At 33.9% G+C, this 26,615-nt stretch carries 21 protein-coding genes; 12 read left to right on the top strand and 9 right to left on the bottom strand.

Annotated elements, in window-relative coordinates:
- Positions 1-21: 21 nt before the first annotated feature.
- Positions 22-1,152, bottom strand: coding sequence for a glycerate kinase (locus tag ACA31_RS12055; RefSeq protein ID WP_057513565.1), 1,131 nt, complete (start codon positions 1,150-1,152; stop codon positions 22-24).
- A 133-nt stretch (positions 1,153-1,285) separates the two neighbouring features.
- On the opposite strand from ACA31_RS12055, the gene ACA31_RS12050 reads away from it, so the two are divergent.
- From ACA31_RS12050 to ACA31_RS12040, 3 genes are all read left to right on the top strand, one after another.
- Positions 1,286-2,365, top strand: coding sequence for a CdaR family transcriptional regulator (locus tag ACA31_RS12050; RefSeq protein WP_057513564.1), 1,080 nt, complete (start codon positions 1,286-1,288; stop codon positions 2,363-2,365).
- Positions 2,366-3,471: 1,106 nt separating this feature from the next.
- On the top strand, positions 3,472-6,105 hold the full coding sequence (gene ppdK, locus ACA31_RS12045; RefSeq protein ID WP_057513563.1) for a pyruvate, phosphate dikinase: 2,634 nt from the start codon (positions 3,472-3,474) through the stop codon (positions 6,103-6,105).
- On the top strand, positions 6,098-6,913 hold the full coding sequence (locus ACA31_RS12040; protein ID WP_057513562.1) for a pyruvate, water dikinase regulatory protein: 816 nt from the start codon (positions 6,098-6,100) through the stop codon (positions 6,911-6,913). Before ppdK ends, ACA31_RS12040 begins: the two co-directional genes overlap by 8 nt.
- 72 nt (positions 6,914-6,985) lie before the next feature.
- Here ACA31_RS12040 and ACA31_RS12035 read toward each other — a convergent pair whose 3' ends face one another.
- The 4 genes from ACA31_RS12035 to ACA31_RS12020 all read right to left on the bottom strand — a co-directional run bounded on the left by ACA31_RS12035 (position 6,986) and on the right by ACA31_RS12020 (position 8,992).
- Entirely contained in the window at positions 6,986-7,498 is a 513-nt protein-coding gene (locus ACA31_RS12035; protein WP_057513561.1) for a hypothetical protein, read from the bottom strand.
- Positions 7,488-8,015, bottom strand: coding sequence for a hypothetical protein (locus ACA31_RS12030; RefSeq protein ID WP_057513560.1), 528 nt, complete (start codon positions 8,013-8,015; stop codon positions 7,488-7,490). The genes ACA31_RS12035 and ACA31_RS12030 overlap by 11 nt, the downstream gene beginning before the upstream one ends.
- Positions 8,008-8,208 (bottom strand): helix-turn-helix transcriptional regulator, encoded by a 201-nt coding sequence (locus ACA31_RS12025; RefSeq protein WP_057513559.1) that lies wholly within the window; start codon positions 8,206-8,208, stop codon positions 8,008-8,010. The genes ACA31_RS12030 and ACA31_RS12025 overlap by 8 nt, the downstream gene beginning before the upstream one ends.
- 238 nt (positions 8,209-8,446) lie before the next feature.
- A complete protein-coding gene (locus ACA31_RS12020; RefSeq protein WP_057513558.1) occupies positions 8,447-8,992 on the bottom strand; it encodes a helix-turn-helix domain-containing protein in 546 nt (181 codons plus the stop codon).
- Between the two features lie 84 nt (positions 8,993-9,076).
- Between ACA31_RS12020 and ACA31_RS12015 the strand changes: the two genes are divergently transcribed.
- The 6 genes from ACA31_RS12015 to ACA31_RS11990 all read left to right on the top strand — a co-directional run bounded on the left by ACA31_RS12015 (position 9,077) and on the right by ACA31_RS11990 (position 17,948).
- The gene (locus ACA31_RS12015; protein ID WP_057513557.1) at positions 9,077-10,270 is read left to right on the top strand and encodes a CynX/NimT family MFS transporter; all 1,194 of its coding nucleotides are present in this window, start codon (positions 9,077-9,079) and stop codon (positions 10,268-10,270) included.
- A 221-nt stretch (positions 10,271-10,491) separates the two neighbouring features.
- On the top strand, positions 10,492-11,976 hold the full coding sequence (gene cls, locus ACA31_RS12010) for a cardiolipin synthase (RefSeq protein ID WP_057513556.1): 1,485 nt from the start codon (positions 10,492-10,494) through the stop codon (positions 11,974-11,976).
- Between the two features lie 162 nt (positions 11,977-12,138).
- Positions 12,139-13,524 carry a MocR-like transcriptional regulator GabR gene (gabR, locus tag ACA31_RS12005; protein ID WP_057513555.1) on the top strand — a complete coding sequence of 462 codons (1,386 nt, stop codon included), beginning with the start codon at positions 12,139-12,141 and terminating at the stop codon, positions 13,522-13,524.
- Between the two features lie 108 nt (positions 13,525-13,632).
- On the top strand, positions 13,633-14,937 hold the full coding sequence (gene gabT, locus ACA31_RS12000) for a 4-aminobutyrate--2-oxoglutarate transaminase (RefSeq protein WP_057513554.1): 1,305 nt from the start codon (positions 13,633-13,635) through the stop codon (positions 14,935-14,937).
- Positions 14,938-15,024: 87 nt separating this feature from the next.
- Positions 15,025-16,407, top strand: coding sequence for an NAD-dependent succinate-semialdehyde dehydrogenase (locus ACA31_RS11995; RefSeq protein WP_057513553.1), 1,383 nt, complete (start codon positions 15,025-15,027; stop codon positions 16,405-16,407).
- Between the two features lie 158 nt (positions 16,408-16,565).
- Positions 16,566-17,948, top strand: a complete 1,383-nt coding sequence (locus tag ACA31_RS11990) for an APC family permease (protein ID WP_057513552.1) — start codon at positions 16,566-16,568, stop codon at positions 17,946-17,948.
- A 143-nt stretch (positions 17,949-18,091) separates the two neighbouring features.
- On the opposite strand, the gene ACA31_RS11985 is transcribed toward ACA31_RS11990, so the two are convergent.
- The gene (locus ACA31_RS11985) at positions 18,092-19,099 is read right to left on the bottom strand and encodes a PTS transporter subunit IIC (protein WP_057513551.1); all 1,008 of its coding nucleotides are present in this window, start codon (positions 19,097-19,099) and stop codon (positions 18,092-18,094) included.
- 197 nt (positions 19,100-19,296) lie between these two features.
- Between ACA31_RS11985 and ACA31_RS11980 the strand changes: the two genes are divergently transcribed.
- Positions 19,297-19,860 (top strand): DUF488 domain-containing protein, encoded by a 564-nt coding sequence (locus ACA31_RS11980; protein ID WP_057513550.1) that lies wholly within the window; start codon positions 19,297-19,299, stop codon positions 19,858-19,860.
- Between the two features lie 272 nt (positions 19,861-20,132).
- Here ACA31_RS11980 and ACA31_RS11975 read toward each other — a convergent pair whose 3' ends face one another.
- Together ACA31_RS11975 and ACA31_RS11970 are read right to left on the bottom strand one after the other, a co-directional pair.
- On the bottom strand, positions 20,133-21,023 hold the full coding sequence (locus tag ACA31_RS11975) for a fructose bisphosphate aldolase (protein ID WP_057513549.1): 891 nt from the start codon (positions 21,021-21,023) through the stop codon (positions 20,133-20,135).
- A gap of 126 nt (positions 21,024-21,149) precedes the next feature.
- Positions 21,150-21,875 (bottom strand): class I SAM-dependent methyltransferase, encoded by a 726-nt coding sequence (locus ACA31_RS11970; protein ID WP_057513548.1) that lies wholly within the window; start codon positions 21,873-21,875, stop codon positions 21,150-21,152.
- A gap of 563 nt (positions 21,876-22,438) precedes the next feature.
- On the opposite strand from ACA31_RS11970, the gene ACA31_RS11965 reads away from it, so the two are divergent.
- A complete protein-coding gene (locus ACA31_RS11965) occupies positions 22,439-24,061 on the top strand; it encodes a BCCT family transporter (protein WP_057513547.1) in 1,623 nt (540 codons plus the stop codon).
- Positions 24,062-24,317: 256 nt separating this feature from the next.
- Here ACA31_RS11965 and cudC read toward each other — a convergent pair whose 3' ends face one another.
- Positions 24,318-24,869 (bottom strand): choline uptake/conversion transcriptional regulator CudC, encoded by a 552-nt coding sequence (gene cudC, locus ACA31_RS11960; RefSeq protein WP_057513546.1) that lies wholly within the window; start codon positions 24,867-24,869, stop codon positions 24,318-24,320.
- 202 nt (positions 24,870-25,071) lie between these two features.
- On the opposite strand from cudC, the gene betB reads away from it, so the two are divergent.
- Positions 25,072-26,565 carry a betaine-aldehyde dehydrogenase gene (gene betB, locus ACA31_RS11955; RefSeq protein WP_057513545.1) on the top strand — a complete coding sequence of 498 codons (1,494 nt, stop codon included), beginning with the start codon at positions 25,072-25,074 and terminating at the stop codon, positions 26,563-26,565.
- Positions 26,566-26,615 lie beyond the last annotated feature (50 nt).

Here is a 26,615-nt window from a genome sequence, read left to right as displayed (position 1 = left end):
CGAAACATCCCCTTAATTATGCTAGTGGTTATGGAAAAATGTTCTTATGATGTTCTTAGTTGTTTTTTTTATTAATTTTTCCGAATTTGCTATCGTGTCTGCCAGTGACAATGGGCCATCGGTTAAACTAAAAGCACTTACTAAACCATCCTCATCAAATTGGTCTATGTCAATTTCGACAGAGCCTCCGATAAAGATGACAGGGACATCAAATTGTTTTGCGCATTTTGCAATGCCCATAGGTGTCTTGCCATAAAAAGTTTGAAAATCAATTCTGCCTTCACCAGTAATCACTAGATCTGCATTTGGTAAAAGCTGTTCTAATTTCGTATGTTTTATTACTACTTGAATACCATCTTCAAAATGACTAGGTAAAAATGCTTTGAAGGCACCACCTAGACCACCAGCTGCACCAGCTCCTGGAAAATCATGAAGGCTAATATTTATACTACTTTCTACAAGGTTTGCCCAATGCGTGAGATTGGCATCAAGTTGTTTAATATCATCTTCTGAGGCGCCTTTTTGTTTACCAAAAACACGTGAAGCGCCATCAGGACCTATTAAAGGATTTTGAACATCCGTCGCAATAATAAATTCACATTGCTTAATTCTAGAGTCAAAATGTGTTAAGTCTATTTGCTTAATATGGTGCAAACTACCCCCTCCAAAGGCGATGCTTTTTCCATTTTCATCTAATAGTTTGACGCCTAATGCTTGTAACATACCTGCACCAGCGTCATTTGTTGCAGAGCCTCCAATAGCTAAAATAAACTTTTTGTAACCTTTATTTAAGGCGTCATGTATTAATTCGCCTGTTCCATAAGTCGTTGTTGTCATAGCATTTAATGTGTCATCAACTAAATGCCTTAGTCCAGAAGCTTCTGCCATTTCAATCACACATGTATCGTCATCGAGTACACCATATTGAGCAGTTACATGATTGCCAAGAGGACCTGTGACTATAGCAGTATGAAACCTGCCATTTGTGGCATTCACTAGTGCTTCCATCGTACCTTCACCGCCATCACCAACGGGTAAAGCATGGGTGTCAGCTTGTGGATATACTTCTGTAATGCTGTCTGCCATATATTTTGAGACTTGGGTTGCTGTCATACTCCCTTTAAATGAATCTGGTGCTAAAATAATTTTCACCTGATATTCCCCCTTTGTAAACGCTTTCCTTTGATTGTTATTTCATTGTATCGATTTTATTTTATTGAGTATAGGGTTAAACTATACAAATATAAATCTATAATTTTGTATAAAAATAATAAGTGGTGAAGATATGAATATAATTACAGAAGAAATGGCAACATTAATTGTAGAAGAAACAGCTAAAAGAACACAGAGTAATATTAATATCATGAATTTTAACGGGGAAATCATAGCGTCATTTGATAAAAAACGTGTAGGGACAATTCATGAAGGTGCACGTAAAGTATTAGAACGAGAAGAAACTGTCATATTATCTAAGGAAGATAGCGCGATATTAGAAGGAACACAACCAGGCATAAATTTACCAATTATTTTTCAAGATAATATCGTTGGTGTGATTGGTATAACAGGTGATCCTAAAAAACTCGCACATGTATCAGATTTAGTGAAAATGTCTACAGAATTATTGTTATATCAAAATTATTTTACATACGAATTAGAGGGGAATATACGTAGTCAGGAGTTATTTATTGAAGAATTGTTGAAAAGTGAACCGTCTAAATCATTTATTCAACATTTGGGAAATCAGCTTAATACTAATTTATTAACATTAGGCAAATGCATTATCATTAATATTGAAAAACAAATGTTTTCTAGGAATAGCATCGTGCGTACATTAGCAAGTAAGATTGACCCTAGTTCCTTTATCATTGCATTCACGAATCATAATCGTATCGTCATTCTTGCTACTGATGAAGACCAGTGCGTATTAGACGTGAAAATAAAGCAAATTCACCAAATGTTTAAAGGCTTACAATTGGAAGTACAAATGACCTCAAGCCTTGTATTTACGAATTTAAATGATTTTAAAAAAGCGTATGAAGAATGTGAACTTGTATTTATGTTAAATGAGAAATCAGCACCACTCGTCTCATTTGAAGAAGTAGAAGAAAAAACACTGTTATATCAAATCGACAGTGAAATTAGAGAAAGATTCAAAAAAAGAATATTAGGAGATTTAGATGAACAAAGTATTGCAACATTGAAAATTTTTTTTTACAACAATTTGAATATTTCACAAACGGCAAAGTATTTATATATTCATAGAAATACGCTGTTATATAGATTAGAAAAATGTAAAACAGCTACAGGCTTGAACCCTAAAAAGTATTCTGAGGCATTGAAATTACAAATTGCGTTGTGGTGCTAAAGCAAGGATAATAAGTGTGATTTGAAAAACAATTAATTATAAAATTTAGAGTTTTGATATTTATCTTGATTGAAATTTCAAATTTTAACGAGTATAAAATATTAGAACTTCAATTTTTAGAAAATTATTAAAAACCACTTTACAAATTACACGAACGACAATATAATAAAATTAAGTTATTGCTAAATAATTCTATAAAATAAATAACGAAAATCTTTATAGATGCAAAACGTTTTGTTTTCAGTTTGAAATTTTGTTTAGAAATGGTGCCATTATTGAGTTGTTAAGTAATAACTCACATCAATGTGTTATTGGTGTATTTCGAGATGAAGGAGCGTGAACAAGATGTAAGCGAAATAAAAGTTATTGTATAGAAAAGTATTATGTAAAGCACGAAGCTATAAAATAAGTATTACACTACAGAGGAAGTAGCACTTTATTTTCAACTTAAAAGTTGAGCATATTCAAAAAATTATAATTTCCACCATTGTTACTCGCGACATAATTCAATTGCAAGTATACCTTTTTATCACTTTATCAAATGATTATATATTAAATATTCACCTACTTTAAAGCAGACATTTGTTCTGTAACATGTCATTTTGAATGATTGCAAATGCCACAATTTATAAATGTTATATTATTTATATAGCACAAATCTATCTATTTAACTCACTTAATCTTTTAACATTTATCAATGAATAGAACCAGTTTATATCAAATGAAAATATTAAATAGATTAACTGTGCGTTTTATGATTGATAGAAATATAACATTTAATTGATGGTGATATGAAGACTACCTATGAAGCGGATACCTTATATTGTAAGCATCATAGTTGCATAGTGAATTAAATGATATCTTACATTCACATATGACGATAAACTGGTGAACATAAGAAGTTCCAAGCAATGCATTGATAATGATTGCTTGGACTTTTTTGTGTTTAAAGCAGCTACCATTCGTTTGAATCAAATGAATTTGTCATAAAGAAAAAATAAATATATTTTTCAAATTTTCAAATATTGTAGTTGTTTTTTATGTTTTAATGTGACATACTCAATAGCAATTAGTATAACTTTATTTAAAAAAAGGGGTGATTTAGTATGACGAAATATATTTATGCATTTGACGAAGGGCAAAAATCAATGAAAGATTTACTAGGTGGCAAAGGGGCCAATTTAGCTGAAATGAAACGCTTAGGGTTACCTGTTCCAGATGGTTTCACACTTACAACTGAAGCTTGTATTGAATATTTGAAACATGGTTCTAAAGTACCTGAAGCATTATCAGAACAATTGAATAATCAATTAGAAGCATTTTCTCAACGTACAGAAAAGTCATTCTCATCTGAGGAGCAATTACTACTTGTTTCAGTACGTAGTGGAGCAAAAATTTCTATGCCAGGTATGATGGATACGATTTTAAACTTAGGGTTAAATGATGAGAACGTGAAAAAATTAGCGACGAAAACAAACGATGCTCGTTTTGCTTATGACTGTTATCGTAGATTGTTACAAATGTTTGGTGAGGTCGTATACGGCATACCAATGAAGTCATTTGATACATATTTTAATGCTTATAAAACGCAACATGATTATCAAAATGATGCTGATATTCCTGCAGAAGGGTTACAAGAAATTTGTGAACAGTTCAAAGGTGTATATTTAGATAAAGTATACAAACCATTCCCACAAGAACCCTTTGATCAACTAACAGAAGCAATTGAAGCAGTATTCAAATCGTGGGATAACGATCGTGCTCGAGTCTATAGGGAGTTAAATGAAATTCCACATGATATAGGTACTGCAGTTAATATTCAAGAAATGGTATTTGGAAATAGTGGTGAACAGAGTGGTACAGGTGTTGCATTTACACGGAATCCTGTCACTGGAGAAGCGAAATTATTTGGAGAATATTTATTAAATGCACAAGGTGAAGATGTAGTAGCGGGTATACGCACACCTAAAGATATAGAATCATTAAAAGATCAAATGCCACATGTGCATCAACAATTTGTAGATGTATCGCAACGATTAGAGACACATTATAAAGATATGCAAGATATAGAATTTACGATTGAGAATGAACACCTCTATATTTTACAAACGCGTAATGGCAAACGTACAGCGAATGCGGCTATTCACATTTCAGTGGATTTAGTTGAAGAAGGTGTGATTACAAAAGAAGAAGCTGTGATGAACGTCGAAGTAAAATCGATTGATCAATTATTGCATCCTAATTTTGATAAAACAGCACTAGAACATGCTTCAGTTATTTCTAAATTAGGGTTGCCAGCAAGTCCGGGTGCAGCGAGTGGAAAAATTGTTTTTTCAGCAGAAACAGCTAAAATGCAATTTGAACAGGGGGAAAGTGTTATTTTAATGCGCCCTGAAACGTCACCTGAAGATATTGAAGGTATGGTTGCCAGTGAAGCAATTGTAACGACACATGGCGGAATGACTTCTCATGCAGCAGTTGTTGCACGTGGTATGGGTAAATGCTGTGTTACAGGTTGCTCAGATTTAGAAATTAACATCGTTGATAAAATTGTAAATTATCCTGGTGGCACATTGCACGAAGGCGATACGATATCTGTTGATGGCGCTCAAGGAGATATCTATGTTGGAGAAGTTGAAACAATGAAAGCAGAAAGAAGTGAAGCTTTCGAACAGTTTATGGAATGGTCTGATGGTGTAGCAAGATTAGATGTACGTATGAATGCAGAAACGCCTCAAGATATTCAAGCTGGCTATCAATTTGGTGCAAAAGGCATAGGGCTTGTACGTACAGAGCATATGTTCTTTGGACCTGAACGTCTTGTTGAAATGCGCCGTTTCATTCTGTCAGATACACAAGATAAACGTATCGCAGCTTTAAATGAAATTAAACAATATCAAACAGCAGATTTTGAAGAAATATTAAAACTATCTGGAGAACGTCCGACAATTATTCGTTTGTTGGATCCACCACTACATGAATTTTTACCAAAATCAACGGAAGAAAAATCATCTGTTGCTGGGCAATTAAATGTATCAGTAAAAACATTAGAACAATATATAGAAAATTTAAAAGAAGTGAATCCAATGCTCGGTCATAGAGGTTGTCGTTTAGCTATTACTTATCCTGAACTCTATGTGATGCAAGTAGAAGCGATTATGGAAAGTGCGTTAAGATTAAAAGGACAAGGTATGGATTGCCAACCAGAAATCATGATACCGCTTGTTTCAACAGTTGCAGAATTTACGACATTAAAGACACAAATCACTGAACGTATTGAAGCATTACAGCAAGAAGCGGGAGAATCTGTAAATTACCTTATAGGTACAATGATTGAAACGCCACGTGCTTGTCTAATTGCAGGAGACTTAGCAAAAGAATGTGATTTCTTTAGCTTTGGTACGAATGATTTAACACAGTTAACATTTGGTTTTTCACGTGATGATGCTGGGAAATTTATTGGTGGGTATTCTGAACAAGGCATCTTAGATATTGATCCTTTCCAAACATTAGATGTAGAAGGGGTAGGACAATTAGTTAAGGTAGCTACAGAACAAGCGAAAGCTACAAATCCAACGCTTAAGATTGGGGTTTGCGGTGAACTCGGTGGTGACCATAAATCAATACAATACTTTAATAATTTAGATGTCGATTATGTCTCATGCTCTCCGTATAGAGTGCCAGGTGCATTGCTTTCTACTGCACAAAGTGAAGTTGAAGGTGGTCGAATACGTGTTTAATGATACACAAACACCACAACTTACTTTGTTCGTGGTATCAGATTCAATTGGTGAGACTGCACAACGCATGATACACGCCACGTTAACTCAGTTTCCAAAAGTGTCCCAAATAGAGATTAAAAAATTTCCATTTATTAAAAGTGAAAAAGAATTAATCAATGTTTTGAAACGAGCAAAAGAACGTAGGGCAGTCGTTGTCACGACGTTAGTGAACCCAGAATTTAATATAGTAGGTCAAAAGTACGCTCAAAATGAACAAATCCCTTATGTCGACTATATGTCAGATTTAATAGGAATCATTCAGCATCTTACGAATTGTTCACCTAGTCATGAAAGTGGCGCTTTACGCAAATTAGATGAAAAATATTTTGAAAGAATTGAAGCGATGGAATACTCAGTGAAATATGATGATGGTAAACATTTTACTGATATCGGCGAAGCGGATGCGCTCATTGTTGGGGTTTCTCGAACATCCAAGACACCTTTGAGTATGTATTTAGCGAATAAAGGTTATAAAGTAGCGAACATTCCTTTAGTGCCAGAAGTTTATATACCAGATGAAGTCTTTAAATATAAGAAATTGAAAGTATTTGGTCTAACTGCTAGTCCTAATTACATTTTGAATATTCGTAATGAACGTGTAAAAGTTTTAGGATTACATGGACCTACAAATTACAATAGTATTGAACGTATCAGACAGGAACTAGTATATGCAGAAGAAATTTTCGAAAAATTAAACGCGACTGTGATTAATACGGAATATAAATCTATTGAAGAATCTGCATTTTATATTGAAAAATTCTTGTAAAACTAAATTTCAAACGACATGAAAACACTAAAAGAACCACGTGCTCATAATTGAGCACGTGGTTCTTTGTGTTTATTTATCCATATAGGTACGTGTAACCTTTCTGCGACCAAGGGTATAAACTAACAAACCGGCTATAATAGCACTTCCAATAGAAATGAATAGGTTAATCAGCATATCAGATTTCTCAGGAAGCCCATTATGTATAATAAAAGGGAGAATATAATGATTAAAGTTTGCAATCAAGAACATCATAACAGCAAAAATATAACTCCCATTACGCACTTTCTTCATTTCTTTTATCCATGCTTCCTCTGAATAAGTCTCTACTTCGTCTATTTTTTTGCTTCTAATAGCGATAATCATAATTAGAGATAATATCATAATTAAAGTAAAACCTAAAATACCTAAGATAGGTCTGCGGTGTAAGTAAAATTCTATCCATATGTCCGCTACAGAAATAATCATCATACCCCAAAATAGCCAGACAAAATATTTGGCGTATTCATGCAGTAACTGCTGTCTTTCATATTCATCAGTAAACCTGAAGTTAGGAATTAAACGAAGTAACTTGTTATTTTCCATCATACTTCTCCTTTTGATCAATAAGTTTTACACGAGAATCTTTAGCAATCGTGAATACTACAATAACTATTAAAGGGAAAAATGTGTTTAAGTCAGTTAGACGTTCCATATTTAATGCATTTCCTGCAAGTATTGGAGCGATGACTGAGTTAACTAGTAATATATAAATGATTGCTACAACAAGAAATATAATTCTCTTATTGCGTGAATTCTTTAATGTTTGATGATACGTTTCTTTATCAGTTACTTCTATTGTAAGGGTATCTGCTGCAAAATGACTCATAGACATCCTACATGCCAACATAATTATAAATATAATGCCGCCTATACTAAAAGGTGAAATAAATGAACGCTCAATATCAAAAAATATAGATAAGTAAAGTAAAGCTAGGAATATGTATAGTGAAATAATTGAAAGTTTAGCAAGTAATTTGTCAATTTCATGTCTTTGATATTCATCACGATAGTTCGTTGTTCCTGCAAATCTTTGATAAAGCCATTTATCTTTGTTATTCATTATTATCATCCTCCCAAAACAAATCATTTAAAGTGACATCTAATGCTTTAGCAATTTTTATACATAAATTAAGCGAGGGATTATATTTATCGTTTTCAATCATATTAATGGTTTGACGTGATACTTTTACTGTACGAGCAAGCGTGAGTTGTGACATGTATTTAGCATTACGAAAGCTTTTAACTTTATTCATAATAGATTTACTACCCCCTTCTTTAGTGTCAAATATATATTACATGTACAATATATCTGACATAAAACAGAGTGTCAAATATACACGACACTTTAAGTTATTTAAGCTTATAAAATATTTATGACGAAACGCCTAAGGAATCAACACGAGTCTAAAATATTTTGAATACAAAATGAGCCATTAGATTTCTGTTAGGAGACTAATGGCTAATAATATTATAATTATTAAATTGAATGTTCTATTGATAATGAATCGTTGCGGTAAATACAACAGGTTCATCAGTTCGATTAAAGTAACCATGAGACACGTCACTATTGAAACGGAAGGCTTGATTACTATTGATTGTATACATAGTTGCATCGACTTCTATTTTTAGCTGACCTTTGTTAACAATAATATATTCTTCAGACTCAGTATGGTGAGGTTCAGAAAGCATCTTGCCTCCTGCTTGTATCTCCATTTTAAACATTTCAAATTTTTTATTATCGTCATAAGGAAAATAAGGATAAATCGCTATTTGCTCATCGATGATAGGAATGATGTCTGATTCGTCAATAAAGTCAACGCTATCATTATTCATCGCGGTTAATTGAGACAATGATAAATGTAATCCATTTGCGATTTTCCATAATGTTGTAATTGTGGGGTTAGAAGCACCTTTTTCAATTTGGCTCAGCATGTTTTTACTCACACCAGTTGCTGTTGCAACTTTATCTAAACTGAGATTGTGTTTTTTTCGATAGTCAGATAAATTTCTGGCTACTAAATTCTGAATATTATACAAATGAATCCTCCTATTTACAATATAACGTACATATTGTACCATATATTGTGTTGTTTTAAAATTAACTGAGCAAGGCGGTAAAATATGGAAAAGTATAGAAAAATAAAACCCTTTAATTGGTTATTATTTATAGGAATCTTATTGGTAGGGGCTAACTTAAGGGCACCGATTACATCTATTGGTGTTGCGTTACCTGACATTAAGACAGATTTAGCGATGTCTAATAGTGCAGTCAGCGTCATTACAGTCGTGCCATTATTGGCATTCTCTGTAATTTCATTATTTGCTGCTCGAACAAGTAATAAAATAGGATTAGAAAAAACAATTTTCTTAGCACTTTGTTTAATCTTTATTGGTGTCCTTGTTAGATCAATTACGGACATTTCATGGTTATATATAGGAACGGTGCTGATAGGTATTGGTATCGGATTTGGTAATGTACTGGCACCAGCAATGATTAAGGCTAAATTCCCTCTACATATCGGTATTATGACGGGTTATTATACGGTTGTAATGAATGTGTTTGGTGGCTTATCCTCATATGGGACAGCGCCCTTAGTAAAGGCATTTAACTATAATATCGCCATAAGTGTTATAGGAATCGTCACACTTATAACAATCATTATATGGTCATTTCAATTAAAAGGAACACAAGAAACTGCAACAGCTTTACCCCGTAAAAGTATAAATGTGTGGAAATCTCCATTAGCATGGCAAATTACGATACTCATGGGGGGACAATCACTTATATTTTATTCATTGATTAACTGGATGCCAGCCTATTTATCTCATAGTGGCATGTCTATTAATGAGGCGGGAGCATACTTATCTATAATGCAGATAGCCATTATTCCATTTACTTTCATCACACCTATATTTGCGACTAAAATGAAATCGCAATTCTTATTAACATTTATTACAGGAATATGCTTTATTGTAGGTGTGACAATTATGCTAATTGTGCCACATCTTGCAATCATTTCTACTATCTTAATTGGTATTGCGGGTGGGCTTGCGTTTGGCTTAGTAAATACATTCTTTAGTTTAAGAACGGAACATATTCAAACATCAGCAAAGCTTTCAGGAATGGCTCAGGCAGTAGGTTATCTTGTTGCAGCAATAGGCCCGTTATTATTTGGTATCTTGCATGATATGACTGGTAAATGGACTTCTTCTCTAAGTATTTTATTAATTACTGCGATTGTTATAACATTATTTGGCTCACAAGCGGGACGTAATCGTACCATAGAGCAATCAAGAGCAATCAAAAAAAATTAAAATAAATCTTTTGAAAATAAGATGGCTTATAATTCATGAATTAAATGAATTTTTTTAAAATGGTAAAAATACTTATAATAGAATATAATTGAAATGATGATTCGATTGAAATATTCTTTATTGAACGTTATTATTTATAACATCCAATTTATAGGAGAATAAAATGGTATATTTGATACAATATCCAATTTTTATAAAAGTGAAGTAGTGAGGTGATTTTTATGCAATTGATGTTTGATCCAAGTATAAGTCCAATATATAGAGTAGTGTTAGCTTTATTCTTTCTAATGAACGTTGTGCTAGCTTTACTAATTGTGTTTTTAGATAGAGATAGAAGAGATGCGACCGCAACTTGGGCATGGTTATTCTTATTATTCGTTATGCCAATTTTAGGTTTTATTGTATATATATTCTTCGGACGTGCAGTTAGAAAAAAACGTGAACGAGGATTTGAGCATAATCAAATTGAAGATGGGCTAAAAAGATTACGGTCACAACTTCAAGATGACACAAACAAAATTAGTAATTCAAAAAATCCTATTGTAAGAAAACATGCTGATCTTGCTCATGCATTATTAACGAAAGAACAATCTTTTTTAAGTAATAACAATAATATCGATATTTACACAGATGGCCATGATTTATATGACCAAATGAAACAAGATTTACGCAATGCTAAGCGCTATATTCATATGGAATATTACGTTTTAAAATTAGACGGCTTAGGGACTGAGATTGTTGAAATATTAGAAGAAAAAGCTGCAGAAGGTCTAGAGGTTAAACTGCTTTATGATGCCGTGGGTTCTAAATCGGTACATAATTCTAATTTTAAAAAGTTTCAGTCAGAAGGCGGACAAGTCGAAGCATTTTTCAAATCTAAAGTTCCTTTTATAAACTTTAGAGTAAATAACCGAAATCACCGTAAAATTGTTGTTATTGATGGACAGACAGCTTATGTAGGTGGTTTTAACATAGGGGACGAATATTTAGGTTTAAACGAGAAGTTTGGCTATTGGAGAGATACACACTTAAGAGTGAGAGGCGACGGTGTCGATGCGCTGCAATTGAGTTTCATACATGACTGGAACTCACAAGCTAAACGTGAACAGCTAGAATATAATAAAAAATATTTCCCGAACAATGCCTATCAAGGTGGCAATGTATCTATGCAACTGGCTGCCAGTGCACCGAGTGATAATTGGCATCAAATTGAATTTGGATATATGAAGATGGTTATGAATGCTAAAAAATCTATCTATATGCACAGTCCTTATTTTATTCCGGATAAAGGTTTTATTAATGCCTTACGTATTGCTGCGAAATCAGGTGTCGATGTTCGTTTAATTATACCGTGTAAACCAGATCATATATTTGTATATTGGGCAACAATCACAAGTGTGGCTCAGCTGATTAAAGATGGCGTTAAAGTGTACACATATGAAAATGGGTTTATTCATTCTAAAATGATCATGATTGATGACGAAGTATCGAGCGTGGGTACTGCAAATATGGACGTCCGCAGCTTTGAATTAAACTTTGAAATTAATGCTTTTATGTATGACACACAAATTGCAGAACAATTAAAAGCAGCTTTTCTTGAAGACCTTAAAGTTTCAAAAGAACTCACAGAAGAACGCTACGAACAGCGTTCACATTGGATTAAGTTTAAGCAATCTATTGCTAAATTAGCATCTCCAATTTTATAATATTTGATAATTCATGACGTAAAATCAATACCAACAGCGGTAGTTAACCTAAGGGTGGCTATCGTTGTTTTTTAAATCAAAATAGAAAAAATAATTTTATTAGTATAGTAGACTTAATCATGTGTATAATAAACGAATTATAATATAGCAAGGGGTGTAGTTATGCAACGGGACACAGAACAATATATCTATAGAAAGTTATATAATCGCTTAAAAGATGATATACTCGCATTCAAATATGAAAGTCATGAAAAACTTCCTTCAAAAAGAGATATGGCAAAGTACCTTAATGTGAGTGTGAACAGTGTAAAATCAGCCTACGAGCAGCTATTAGCTGAAGGTTACATTTATACAAAGGAACGAAAAGGTTATTTTATAGAGCCATTAGATAAATTAATTATAGACCCTGATGCACAAATTTCATTAGATGGTCACGAGCATACAACTCGAACTACATTTGATTACTCTTTTTCCCATATGAGTACAGATATATCAGAATTTCCAATGGATACATGGTCAAAGTTAACAAAGCGTGTATTCCAAGATTATGATTATTATTTGTCGACCATTCCGCATGTTAAAGGTCCAATAGAACTTAGACAATCTATTGCGAAACTAGTGTCATATCAAAGAGGGATACAATGTCATCCAGAACAAATTGTTATAGGATCAGGAACAAATACTTTATTGATGCAGTTAATTCAATTATTGGAAAAAAACGTAACGATTGCTGTAGAAAACCCCGGCTATTCCCGCTTTAGAACATTACTAAATCAAAATAGTACATCAACAGCAGCAATAGAGTTAGATCATAAAGGTATATCTATAGATCAGCTAAAACAAGTGCAACCTAATGCTGTTATCGTAACACCATCCCATCAGTTTCCTATGGGCACCATTATGCCTGTCTCAAGACGAATCGATTTATTAAACTGGGCAAGCCAAACGCATAGTTATGTTATAGAAGATGACTACGATAGTGAGTTTAAATATGAAACAGATAATATACCGTCATTGTTTAGTTTTGATAAAAATGACAGTGTAATTTACTTGGGTACTTTTTCCAAAACATTAATGCCAGGTTTACGCATGAGTTATATGATTTTACCATCAAAATTGATTAAGCAGTTTGAATTACAAAATGACAATATGATACCGGACTTTTCTATGTTGAATGCATTAACACTCAATTTAATGATCAAAGAAGGACATTACGAAAAATATATTAAAAAAATGCATCAACTGTATGGAAAAAGAAGATCCTTATTAATCGAACATTTGGAAAACGTTTTTAAAGATGATATTCAAATAAAAGATACACGTGCTGGTTTACACTTCATAATAGAAGTAGTTTCTCCTTATACATATGAAGAAATTGAAACACGTGCAAAAGCACAAAAATTAGAACTCTATACCATTAAACGCTTTTCCGTAAAAACATTTCAAGAGAATGAGAAGATTAAAATATTAATTATTGGTTTCTCGAAAATTGAGCAGTCAAAGATACCTGAAGCTGTTAATCGTTTGAAACAAGTCCTTTCTGAATGAACTGGTATCATTAGAATGTTTAAACTGGGTCTTTACATAAGACCAATATTAGCTTAAATTTTTAGACAACAATAAATCTTTTTTAATAAGCAGGAGGAGGTTGTTTTTATGTCAGATCAATTTGAGTATTTTAAAGAAAAAAGAGAAAAGTATGTAGCACGTGGTGTGAGTAACGGAAATTTACATGTTGCAGATAAAGCACAAGGAGCAACGATTACTGATATAGATGGTCGTGAATTTATTGATTTTGCTGGTGCGATTGGTACGCTTAATGTCGGTCATACGCATCCAGAAATAACTAAACATTTAAAAGAGAAGCTAGATAAATTCATTCATCCTGGCTTTAATGTCATTATGTATGAGAGTTACCTTAACCTAGCACAGAAATTAACAGAGATTACGCCAGGTGAATTTGATAAGAAAGCTATTTTACTAAACTCTGGCGCTGAAGCAGTAGAAAACGCAGTGAAAATTGCTCGGAAATATACAGGAAGACAAGCAGTTGTGTCATTTGTACGTGGCTTTCACGGTCGCACAAATTTAACGATGTCTATGACAAGTAAAGTGAAACCTTATAAATATGGATTCGGTCCATTTGCATCTGAAGTTTACCAAGCACCTTATCCTAATGTTTCTGAAAAATCTGAAGAATTAACGGAAGCTGTATATGTAGATCAAGTGATTCATAAATTACATGACTTCTTCATTGAAACTGTAGACCCAAGTGATGTCGCGTGTATTGTGATGGAACCCGTACAAGGTGAAGGTGGATTTATTATTCCTGATCAAAAGTTTGTTGATACAGTAAAACAAATTTGTGAAGACAACGGTATCGTTTTTGTTGCAGATGAAATACAAACGGGCTTTGCAAGAACGGGTAAAACCTTTGCAATTGAACATTTTGGTATTGAACCAGACTTAATAACGGTTTCTAAATCACTTGCTGCTGGATTTCCTTTAAGTGGCGTAGTAGGTAAAGCAGAAATCGTTGATAGTGCAGCACCAGGAGAATTAGGGGGCACCTATGCAGGTAATCCATTAGCTTGTGAAGCTGCGTTAAAAGTAATCGATATTATAGAGCAAGAGCAATTAAATGATAAAGCGGAACAGCTTGGCCATGATATTGAAGTATATTTGCAAGAATTAAGTCAGTCACACAAGCATATCGCACAAATTCGTCGATTAGGCGCTATGGTCGCTTTTGAAGTTGTAGATGTTGAAACAGGTTTACCTGATAAAGCACTGACAGGTAAAATTACAAAGACAGCAAATGACAAAGGCTTATTATTGTTATCAGCAGGAATTAAAGGCAACGTTATACGCTTCTTACCTCCGTTGGTAATATCGGATGCAGAACTTAACCAAGGCTTAAACATTTTAACAAATGTATTTGATGAAGTTACCTCAACTTAATGAATGAAGTTCATTTTCAAAAAATTAAAGGGTATAAGTTAATGATAGACATAGAGCATCAAACGTTTTTTATAAGGAGTGAATTATATGGAACAGTTAAAAGTATATAATCCAGCAACGAATGAAGTAGTTGAACGTTTAGATTACACAACGCATGAGGAAATTGATGCGCAGATCAGTCGCACTTACCAAGCTTTTCAAGAATGGAAAATTGTAGATGCACATGAACGTGCTGCCAAATTAAACCAGTGGGCTACACTTATAGATGAACACCAAGATGAACTTGCACGTCTAATCACCCTTGAGGGAGGGAAACCTTTTGCTGAAGCACAAGGGGAAGTAGCTTATGCGAATTCTTATGTGAAATGGTATGCAGAAGAAGCGAAACGTGTCTACGGACGTACAATTCCTGCCCATACACCTTCTAAGAAAATGGTTATAGATAAATTTCCAGTTGGTGTGGTTGGAGCCATTACACCTTGGAATTTTCCGGCAGCAATGATTACGCGTAAAATGGCACCAGCTTTAGCAGCAGGATGTACAATCATTTGTAAACCAGCAGTGAAAACGCCTTTAACTACAATCAAATTGGTAGAACTTGCGCATGAAGCGGGTATCCCGAAAGATGCGATATCTTATATTATTGCATCAGGTAAAGATGCTGGTGATATATTTACTGGACATGATCAAATTAATAAAATAACGTTTACTGGGTCGACAGCCGTTGGTAAAACATTAATTGAACAATCAGCGCAAACGGTTAAAAATGTAACTATGGAACTTGGAGGTCTTGCACCATTTATTGTACATAATGACGCGGATATTGAAGCAGCCGTTGATGGGACGATTGCTTCTAAGTTCAGAAATGCTGGGCAAACATGCATATGTGCAAACCGTATCTTTGTTCATAAAGATATAGCGGAAGAGTATACAGCAAGGCTAACCGAAAAAGTACATGCACTCACGGTAGGTGATGGTTTAGAGGAGAAAGTGAAAATAGGCCCACTTATAGATCACAACGCTGTCGAGAAAGTATTAACACATATTACGGATGCACAAGACAAAGGTGGCAAGTTATCCCGCAGTTTAGAAGAAATTCAAGTATTGGGTGGTAATTTCTTAAAACCAGTAGTAATTTCTAATGTAGATTTAGACATGAAAGTAATGCATGAAGAAACATTTGGACCTGTGGCACCAATCATGGCCTATGAAGATTTAGATGAAGTGATAGACATTGCAAATGATACTGAATTTGGGTTAGCTTCATATTTCTTCACGAATAATTATCGTACTGGATTGAAACTGTTTAATGAATTAGAGTATGGCGTCATAGGATGGAACGACGGCGGTCCTTCTGCAGCACATGCACCTTTTGGTGGTTTGAAAGAAAGTGGCTACGGTCGAGAAGGCGGTACAGAAGGAATCGAACCATATTTAGAAACTAAATATCTATCAATAGAAACTGAATGACGCGTTGAATTTTCAGCAATTACAATATGAAATGATTTAAACGTAAACAAAGGACGGAAATAAAGTGATTGCAAGTTTGGACCATCTTATTTAAGTAGATGGTTCCAAACTTGATATATCACTTTTTGAAATTTGATGAATGATATGGGGTATGTTCAATGAAATCAGAATTTAATAAATCAATGAGTATTGTTGATGTCTTGTTTCTTGCTATCGGTGCCATGCTTGGATGGGGATGGGTCGTATTATCAGGAGATTGGGTTTCAACAGCAGGCTTTGTAGGAAGTATAATTGCATTTTTAATAGGTGGATTTTTAGTTATTGTGATAGGACTTACATATGCAGAGTTAGCAGCAGCAATTCCTGAAACAGGGGGAGGATTTGTTTTTGTGAAAAAAGCATTTTCTCCGGGAATTGCTTTTATATCCGGCTGGTCGGTACTTTTTGGCTATGTCTCTGTAATCACATTCGAAGCGGTTGCTTTGCCAACTGTGATAGATTATGTAATTCCGTTTCATCATCAAGGATTATTGTGGAATATTGCAGGATGGGATGTTTATCTAACATGGGTACTCATCGGTTCTGTAGGAAGTATCATCTTAACTTCACTTAATTACTTTGGCGTTAAGCCAGCAGCGATTATGCAAACAGTGTTTACAATATTTATCGTTGGAGTTGGGTTGTTACTTGTGTTTGGCGCAGGGTTTAATGGTAACTTTAATAATTTAAAACCATTTGAAAATGGTGTTGGTGGTACAATGTCTGTCTTAATGATGATCCCCTTCTTGTTTGTGGGATTCGACGTTATACCACAAATAGCTGAAGAAGTAAAAGCACCGGCTAAAAAAATTGGTGGTATTTTAATTTTTTCTATTATTGCGTCAGTTATATTTTATTTATTAATTGTTTTTGGTGTGTCAACAGGATTATCTCCACAAGCTTTGGCGACAAGTAGCCTAGCAACAGCTGATGCGATGGTCAATTTATTCGGTCATAGTGGTTTCGGTATCTTGCTAGTACTTGGTGGGGTAGCCGGTATTATTACGAGTTGGAATGCTTTTATTATTGGTGGTAGTAGAATCTTATATGCTATGGCAAAAAATAAGATGATTCCTCAATGGTTTGCTTATATACATCCAAAGTTTAAAACACCTACGCATGGTATCTTATTCTTAGGTGTACTTGCATTTATTGCGCCATTATTAGGTAGACCTGCACTTCAATGGATTGTTAATGCGGGTGGTGTTGGTGTTGTATTAGGTTATTTACTTGTAGCGATTTCATTCCTTAAGTTACGAAAAACACAGCCAGAGTTAGAACGTCCTTATCGTATTAAGAATGGTAAAGCAGTCGGTATAATCGCAATTGTATTAAGTGTTTTATTCTTAATCATATACTTGCCTGGCATGCCATCGTCATTGGCTTGGCCATCAGAATGGTTGATTGTCTTAATCTGGTATTTCATTGCATTTATTCTCTATTTTACGCAAAAGAGAAATGTTGTGAGTAGTGAGCAAGTTCCAGTACAAGAAGATAGGTAATACTATTTTAATATTTAATGTTTCCCAAAAAGCAGCCCGAATTTTATATTTGGGCTGCTTTTTAATGACAACAAAATTTACGACTTTGTTGTCATTTTTTGCATATTTTTATCGTAAGCTTCGGATTATATGCTATTTAAAAATTAACTAGCGATATGGATAAGTTGATCTCCAGATTTAATCCATTGTTTATTTAAACATAGTTTATATAATGAAAAACTGATTGCTGCAGGCAAGAGAATATGGAATACAAGGATTAACACCCAGATTTGCAACGAACCGCCCATTGTATTAATTGTCATAATTTGACCGATGAATCCACTAGTTCCCATACCTGCACCAGCGGCATTATTTGTCATAGGGAACAATGTTGTCATGATAGGTGCAACAATTGCACTAGCAAGTGTTGGCGGTAAGAGTATCATAGGGTGCTTAATAATATTTGGAACTTGTAACATGCTTGTACCAATTCCAACGGATAATAGGCCTCCCCAGCCATTGTCTTTAAAGCCATTGACTGCAAATCCAACCATTTGAGCTGCGCAACCAATTGTCGCCGCGCCAGCAGCTAAACCACTTAAATCAAGCATAAGTGCAAGTGCAGCACTAGAAATGGGTGCCGTTAAAGCTAAACCAAAGATGACAGCTACGAGAATTCCCATAATGAATGGTTGTTGGTCAGTAGCAGCGTTGATGATTTTACCCAATCCAGTCATAAATTGATTTAGCGCAGGACCAAAGCTTTTCGCAATGAAACCACCAATAATAATTGTTAGTAAAGGTGTTAGAATAATATCTATTTTTGTTTTTCCTGCATATAATCTACTCAGTTCAACTACGATTAAAGTAGCAATATATGCCCCTACAGGGCCACCTTCAAAAGTGGTATAACCCAATGTTCCTACAATGACACTAGAAAAAATAACGAGTGGTTTTGCACCTAATCCATATGCAATTGCAACACCTATCGCTGCACCTGTCACAGACATGGCAACCTTACCAATTTCAGTTAAAAATGTTAGATCTAATTGAGGAAGTAAAGTTTGACTACCTATTGTATCTAATATTAGGCCAATGATTAATGATCCAAATAACCCTAAAGCCATAAAACTGAGTGCTTCTATGACCCACCTATGTAAATAATTCTTCATTTTAGTCCCCTTAATGTTTAAATAAAGTTATTTTATAAATTAAATTTAGTATATAGATATTTTTCAATGATGGCTAGTACATTTTAAGAATTAGTTTATAGACAATATATCCCAGAATTAAATAAATGGGATTATAAAAATTCAAATAGGTTATATAGTATAAATACAGGGTGTATAAACGGTTAGGGGGGATTAGAATGTCGGAAATATATACGATAGGTCACGCGAACCATTCAGAACAGCAATTTATAGATATGCTTCAACAATTTAATATAGAAGTGATTGTGGATATCCGTGCATATAGAGGCAGTAAAGGTAATCCTCATTTTAATGAAGATAATATAAGACAATGGCTCACTGAAGCAAACATTGAATATCAATATAATACGTTGTTAGGTGGTAGAAGAAAAGTGTCTAAAAGTGTAGGTAGAACAATAAATGAAGCTTGGAATAATGAGTCTTTCCATAATTATGCTGATTATACTTTGACAGCGGATTTTCAAGAAGGCATCAAAGCATTAGGAATATTAGGGAATTTAAAACGTGTAGCATACATGTGTTCTGAACCACATCCAGCGCGATGCCATAGATTAATTGTGAGTAATTGGTTAGCTGCGCACAAATGGTCTGTACATCATATTATGCTTGATAACCAACAACAAATTATTCAGCAAAAACATGAATTAGGACAGTGGGGTGCTTTGCCTATTATAGAAGATGATGGATATATTGTTTATCCTGAAATTGATAATGGTAATTAGAATGTTATTACTGATTACTTTTCATAGTCATTGCTTGAACTTATAGTCTCAAGGCACATCTCATTCCTGTAATAGACTTATAAATAATCTGTGTTTTAGATGTTTGTTTTTGCGAAAAAAAGTGTCTCTATGTGCAATTAGAAAGAATTCAACATGAAAAAAGCAATTCTCTACGTTTTGAGTAGAAAATTGCTTTCATTAGTTAACTGAGGTGTTCTAATCTCAAACGCTTTGCTTTTCCTGGGAAATAAAAACGTGTAAGAATTATTTGTTTAGGCTTTATTGACTGAAGCGTCATAAATAGATTCGATTGTTTCACCTAAGATTTTATCAAATTCTTCATCTGATTGATTTACATTTAAATCATTAATAAGTGCACGAGAGAAGCTGGCTATTAAATCTTTGTTTTGTTTAAGGACTTCGTTTGCATGTTCTCTACTGTATCCGCCTGATAGTGCAACAACACGCACAACATTAGCATGGTCAATAAGTGTTTGGTATTGGTTAGCTTTTGTAGGGATAGATAATTTTAACATTACGAGTTGATCGTCGTTTAATTTGTTTAGTTCTTCTAAGATTGAGTCAGATAAATAAGCTTCAATATCTTCTTTGTTTTCAGCATTAATGTTAACTTCTGGCTCAATGATTGGAACTAATCCAGCAGAGATAATTTGTTTAGCAACATCAAACTGTTGTTTTACAACTAAATCAATACCATCTCTGTTTAGTTCTAAAATATTAGAACGCATTTTTGTACCAAAAATTTTATGATCGCTGGCACGACTTAATAAAGCATCTAAGTCTGGCATAGGTTTCATTAATTGAACGCCATCTTTTTGTTCGTCTAAGCCTTTATCAACTTTTAAGAAGGGAACAACGCCTTTATCTGCTAAGTAATCACCAGTATGTTTGCCGTCTACTTCGCGATCCATCGTTTGTTCGAAAAGAATTGCACCAATAATTTTATCAGCGCTGAATGAAGGTGATGATACAATACGTGTACGCATGTCATGAACGAGTTTGAACATTTCATCTTCGCTATCGTATTGATCTTCAGTAACGCCGTAATCTTTAAGCGCTTTTGGTGTACTACCACCACTTTGATCTAATGCAGCAATGAAACCTTTACCATTTTTCACTTTATCAAATTGTTCTTTATTCATTCTTACCACTCCTTTTACTGTATTCTCTTTTAGTATGATAAAAATTGAAGCATAACGCAAGTTCAAGGCACCTAATATATTAAAATATAATAAATATTCTATCTAATATAAAAAATGTACATTAAATTAGGTCATAGGTTTAGTGACTGATATTAAAAATATAGGTGTTGGATTATAAAAAGCATCTTGTTCTTTATATACGCGAATATAAACGCCATCATCAAGATGAATGGTTTCATATCCTAGTTGTTTTAAGATATTCATGTCATATTGTGGTCTTGATTGATGATTAATAGGTATGCTTTGTTTGATGGCTTCGCTTTCCTTCAACATCTCATCTCCCAGTGTGTTATGTGCGTGATCCGTTGGGATGTCTCCGTAATTAATAAAGGAATCTTTGCCATAATCTCCATCAATATTAATGAGATAACCGTTCGGTTTTAACACACGTAACCATTCTTTATAGGCAGCTTGTGTGTTAGGCAATAACCATGTCACATTTCGAGCGATGACGACATCAAAAGTTTCATTTTCATAATTTAGATGTTCTGCATCCATGACATTAAACTGGATGTTTTGATTTAATTGTTGTGCGTTTTGTTTTGCAGATTGAATCATATCAGCCGCCAAATCAATACCTGAAACCTCAGCACCTTGTTGTGCACATAGGATTGCTAGAAAACCAGCACCTGTACCAATGTCTAATACTTTTAAACCATCTCTTAATGGAATAATTGCTTCTATTTCTTTCACCCAAGCTTCTGCATGTTTACTTTCTAATTCTGCCTGTTTATCTTTACTAAAAGACTCGGCACGTTTATCCCAATAATTTATAATCTGTGTTTTATCCATTTTCAAAACCTCTTTATCTAATACTTTATTATTACTTCTATATTATAGAATACTTTTGATTAAAAAGTAGATTATGAGCGTCGTTTTTTTAGTTTTACACGTTTTATTTTAAATATATGTCGATTTTAATGTAATACAATTTTAAGTGTATTTATATTTATAATTATTTTATGCTTTTTAGTAATATTATCAAAAATCAAGTAATGTAAAAATTAAACGAAATATTTTTTGAAAACAACTAAATACATAAAGAAAATAAAAAAATAAATAGAATATATATTCTTTATTTATGCATAAAAATACAGTTAGTTAAGTTTGTAAGATTCATTAATTTCGTTAAGTTTAAACTTAACACTGTGATTGTAGCGATTTTTGTATTCAAATTAATTGTAGTTATTATATAATTATTCATCTTTTACATATGATTCGTTTGAATGCAATTTGCATTATTATTTAAAATTCGTTAGGCTCATGTTTGTGAATAATTAAATAGTTCTTGCTAATTCATTAAAATTATTAGCGGTAATTTTACATACAAATCTACTATGAGGGGTGTTCAACAATTGAAAAAGAATAGAGTAATGGATTGGACGACCTTTATAGGGTCTTCCGTGATTTTATTAATTGCAGTAATTCCAATGATGGTTTTTCCAAAAGCCAGTCAAGATATTATTACGAAAATGAATGAAGCTGTTGTAAGTACAATTGGTTCAGTGTACTTATTTATTGGCTTAGCGATATTAATATTTGTTTTGTACATTGCATTTGGCAAGTACGGAAATGTAACTTTAGGTAAAGCTACAGATAAACCTGAATTTAATAACTTCAGTTGGGCAGCAATGCTGTTTTGTGCTGGTATTGCTTCAGATATTTTATACTGGGGTGTTATTGAATGGGCTTTTTACTATCAAGACCCGCCACACGGTGGTAAAGGAATGACGGATAGTGCTTTAAACTATGCTACAATGTACGGCATGTTCCACTGGGGTCCTATCGCATGGGCAACATTTGTATTGCCAGCATTGTGTATTGGTTATCTTATATTCGTGAAGAATAAACCAGTATTTAAAATTAGCCAAACGTTGAGACCTATCTTAAAAAGCCAGACAGATGGTTTTATTGGACAAGTAACGGATATTATATTTATCTTCGGTTTACTTGGGGGCGCTGCAACATCACTCGCACTTGGCGTACCGATGATTACAGCAGGTATAGAAAGATTGACCGGTTTAGATGGAGATAATATGGTCATGCGCGGTGCGATTCTATTTATTATAACTGCACTTTTTGCATACAGTTCTTATTCTGGATTGAAAAAAGGTATAAAAGTGTTAAGTGACTGGAACGTTATTTTGTCATTTGTTTTACTTGGTTTTGTACTGATTGTTGGCCCAACTGTGTTTATTATGGAAACAACCATAACAGGTATGGGTAATATGGTGAAAAACTTCTTCCAAATGGCGACGTGGATAGAACCCTTCGGAGGCATCGGTGGACGTAAGGAAACGAACTTCCCGCAAGATTGGACAATATTCTATTGGTCATGGTGGATTGTATATGCACCATTTATAGGATTGTTTATCGCACGAATTTCTAAGGGACGAACTATGAAAGAAGTCGTTCTAGGTACGATAATATACGGTACTTTAGGCTGTATGTTATTCTTTGGTATTTTCGGTAACTATGCAGTTTATTTACAATTAACTGGAGAGTTTAATGTTGTTCAGAATTTGAACACGCATGGTACAGAAGCAACTATAATTGAAGTGTTGCATCAATTACCATTCCCTAACGTAGTTATTATTTTATTCTTACTTTCAGCGGTACTATTCTTAGCAACCACTTTTGATTCTGGTTCTTATATTTTAGCAGCAGCATCACAGAAAAAAGTGGTTGGAGAACCTTTAAAAGCAAATCGTTTATATTGGGCATTCGCTTTATGTTTATTACCATTTGCATTAATGCTTGTTGGTGGTGAGCGATCATTGGAAGTATTAAAAACAGCTTCTTTACTTGCTAGTGTGCCAGTACTTATTATCTTCGTCATGATGATGATTTCATTCATACGGACATTAAATGAGGATCGACTCAAACTTGAGCGCCGTGCGGATAAATATAAAGAAGTAGAACGACGCTCACTGAGAATTACACAAGTGAGAGAAAAGAAAGATGATGACAACTTATAGATGAAAATATAAAAAAAGCAGTGAAGCAATCTATCGTGATAGATGCGCCACTGCTTTTTTATAGTATTAGATAGAAGTGGATTGTGAAGTGACCTGGATTTTAAATGCGTAAGTCCACGACCATTTTTCACTAAATATATTTAATATTGAAATTAAGAGGTATCTGGAAATGAAAAAAAGACAGCTAGATTTCTAAAGAAGAATCTAACTGTCTTTTTTGATTGTACAATTCCTCCTAAATACATTGAAATAAGTGTTAATTCTTATTTTCTGGAATAGGGAAGTATTTAAAAATTTCGCCACTTTCGATTGCTTGGCCCAATTGATCTAACCAATCATAGTATGGCAATGTATCGATTAATTGTGCTTTGACTTCGCTAGCTTCTGTTTTAGTAGTTGCATCAGCATTTTTATCGTTGATGACCTTATCAAGTATAGCTACTGAATCATGAACAGCCTCAGAGTTAATTACAATTTCTCTTTTCCATTTGCGGGTAAAAAAGTTACTAAAGAAATTAAAAAAGTCTTTTTCAGCAACGAAATGTTGTTTTCTACTGCCCCGTGTAAACTGTTGTTTGACAAGATCGAATTCTTGGAGCCTTTTTACTCCAGCACTCATACTAGGCTTGCTCATTTGTAGTTGTTCACGCATTTCATCTAATGTCATGCTGTCCTCAAAGAGCATAGTACCAAATAAATTACCTACACTTCTGTTAATCCCGTACAGATCCATCGTTTCACCAATTGCATTGATGACGATGTCTTTTGCTTCATTCAATTGCTTATCAGGGTTGTTTGAATGTACCATGATGTACACCTCCGATAATTTTTTATACAAATTCAAGCTATTGATGATTAAGGGATTCAAAATAACTATATTTTTATAATTATACAAATCCATAACCAGCTTATAACTAAACTCGTTTGACACCCTTTCGATTACTATGCTAACATAAATCTTGTAAAATTCGTTAAATAAAAATTTAACAAACTTAACGGAGGTAATTTTCATGGAACTTTTAAATCAATTATCTCGTCGTCAATATATTGATGGTGAGTGGGTAAATAGCTCGAACAAAGAAACAAGAAAAATTATTAATCCATATAACCAAGAAGTCATTTTTGAAGTCGCAGAGGGCACTTCAAAAGATAGTGAACGTGCTATTTTAGCTGCAAGAAGTGCATTTGAAGGCAGTGAATGGTCTAAAGAAACAAGTGAATCTAGAGGTAAAAAAGTAGGCGCAATTGCTGACTTAATCGTAGAACACCGTGAAGAATTAGCAAGACTTGAAACATTAGATACAGGCAAAACATTAGAAGAATCATATGCAGACATGGACGACATTGCGAATGTATTTAATTATTTTGCTGGTTTAGCAGATAAAAATGGTGGAGAAATGATAGATTCACCAATTCCTAATACTGAAAGTAAAGTGATAAAAGAACCAGTAGGTGTTGTCACACAGATCACACCATGGAACTATCCTTTACTACAAGCTTCATGGAAGATTGCTCCAGCATTAGTTACAGGCTGTACCCTTGTTATGAAGCCAAGTGAAATCACACCGTTAACAACGATTCGTGTATTTGAATTGATGGAGGAAGTTGGATTCCCTAAAGGTGTCATTAACTTAGTCTTAGGTAAAGGTTCTGAAGTAGGAGAGCCGTTATCTTCTCATAAAGAAGTAGACCTAGTATCTTTTACAGGTGGTATTCAAACAGGAAAACATATTATGAAACAAGCTGCTAATCACGTAACGAATGTTGCATTAGAGCTTGGTGGTAAAAATCCTAATATTATTTTTGATGATGCTGATTTTAATCTTGCAGTCGATCAAGCTTTGAATGGTGGTTTTTTCCACGCAGGCCAAGTATGTTCTGCAGGCGCAAGAATCTTAGTACACAACGATATCAAAGATAAATTCGAATCAGCTTTAGTTGAAAGAATTAAAAATATTAAATTAGGTGATGGATTTAATCCAAAAACCGAAATGGGTCCAGTTATTTCAGCTGAACACAGAGAAAAAATAGAAAAATATATGGAAGTTGCAAAATCAGAAAACGCAACGATTGCTATTGGTGGTAAAAGACCAGAACGTGAAGACTTACAAGATGGTTTCTTCTTTGAACCAACTGTAATTACAGATTGCGATACTTCAATGCGTATTGTACAAGAAGAAGTATTTGGTCCAGTTGTAACAATTGAAGGCTTTTCAACAGAAGCAGAAGCAATTGAGCTAGCAAATGATTCAATATATGGATTAGCGGGTGGCGTATTCACTTCAGATATCGGTAAAGCTGAACGTGTTGTTAATAAATTGAAGATGGGTACAGTTTGGATTAATGATTTCCACCCATACTTTGCACAAGCACCATGGGGTGGTTACAAACAATCAGGTATTGGTAGAGAACTTGGTAAAGAAGGCTTAGCAGAATATCAAGTTGAGAAACATATTTTACGTAATACGAACCCAGAACCAGTGAATTGGTTTGGTAAACAATAGTGGTTTACACACAAATATAAAATAGTAACGATTTAAAAATTTAGGAGGTT

This window comes from Staphylococcus sp. NAM3COL9 (genome assembly GCF_001431205.1).
Classification (GTDB): Bacteria; Bacillota; Bacilli; order Staphylococcales; family Staphylococcaceae; genus Staphylococcus.
Note: the sequence above shows the minus strand (reverse complement) of the source record. Positions and strands in the feature narration are given on the sequence as shown.

What these genes read in the sequence shown, in the direction of transcription:
- ACA31_RS12050 (WP_057513564.1), top strand. Translation starts at nt 1,286, where the DNA reads ATGAATATAATTACAGAAGAAATGGCAACATTAATTGTAGAAGAAACA.
- ppdK (WP_057513563.1), top strand. Translation starts at nt 3,472, where the DNA reads ATGACGAAATATATTTATGCATTTGACGAAGGGCAAAAATCAATGAAA.
- ACA31_RS12035 (WP_057513561.1), bottom strand. Translation starts at nt 7,498, where the DNA reads ATGGAAAATAACAAGTTACTTCGTTTAATTCCTAACTTCAGGTTTACT.
- ACA31_RS12030 (WP_057513560.1), bottom strand. Translation starts at nt 8,015, where the DNA reads ATGAATAACAAAGATAAATGGCTTTATCAAAGATTTGCAGGAACAACG.
- ACA31_RS12025 (WP_057513559.1), bottom strand. Translation starts at nt 8,208, where the DNA reads ATGAATAAAGTTAAAAGCTTTCGTAATGCTAAATACATGTCACAACTC.
- ACA31_RS12015 (WP_057513557.1), top strand. Translation starts at nt 9,077, where the DNA reads ATGGAAAAGTATAGAAAAATAAAACCCTTTAATTGGTTATTATTTATA.
- cls (WP_057513556.1), top strand. Translation starts at nt 10,492, where the DNA reads ATGCAATTGATGTTTGATCCAAGTATAAGTCCAATATATAGAGTAGTG.
- gabR (WP_057513555.1), top strand. Translation starts at nt 12,139, where the DNA reads ATGCAACGGGACACAGAACAATATATCTATAGAAAGTTATATAATCGC.
- gabT (WP_057513554.1), top strand. Translation starts at nt 13,633, where the DNA reads ATGTCAGATCAATTTGAGTATTTTAAAGAAAAAAGAGAAAAGTATGTA.
- ACA31_RS11995 (WP_057513553.1), top strand. Translation starts at nt 15,025, where the DNA reads ATGGAACAGTTAAAAGTATATAATCCAGCAACGAATGAAGTAGTTGAA.
- ACA31_RS11990 (WP_057513552.1), top strand. Translation starts at nt 16,566, where the DNA reads ATGAAATCAGAATTTAATAAATCAATGAGTATTGTTGATGTCTTGTTT.
- ACA31_RS11985 (WP_057513551.1), bottom strand. Translation starts at nt 19,099, where the DNA reads ATGAAGAATTATTTACATAGGTGGGTCATAGAAGCACTCAGTTTTATG.
- ACA31_RS11980 (WP_057513550.1), top strand. Translation starts at nt 19,297, where the DNA reads ATGTCGGAAATATATACGATAGGTCACGCGAACCATTCAGAACAGCAA.
- ACA31_RS11975 (WP_057513549.1), bottom strand. Translation starts at nt 21,023, where the DNA reads ATGAATAAAGAACAATTTGATAAAGTGAAAAATGGTAAAGGTTTCATT.
- ACA31_RS11970 (WP_057513548.1), bottom strand. Translation starts at nt 21,875, where the DNA reads ATGGATAAAACACAGATTATAAATTATTGGGATAAACGTGCCGAGTCT.
- cudC (WP_057513546.1), bottom strand. Translation starts at nt 24,869, where the DNA reads ATGGTACATTCAAACAACCCTGATAAGCAATTGAATGAAGCAAAAGAC.
- betB (WP_057513545.1), top strand. Translation starts at nt 25,072, where the DNA reads ATGGAACTTTTAAATCAATTATCTCGTCGTCAATATATTGATGGTGAG.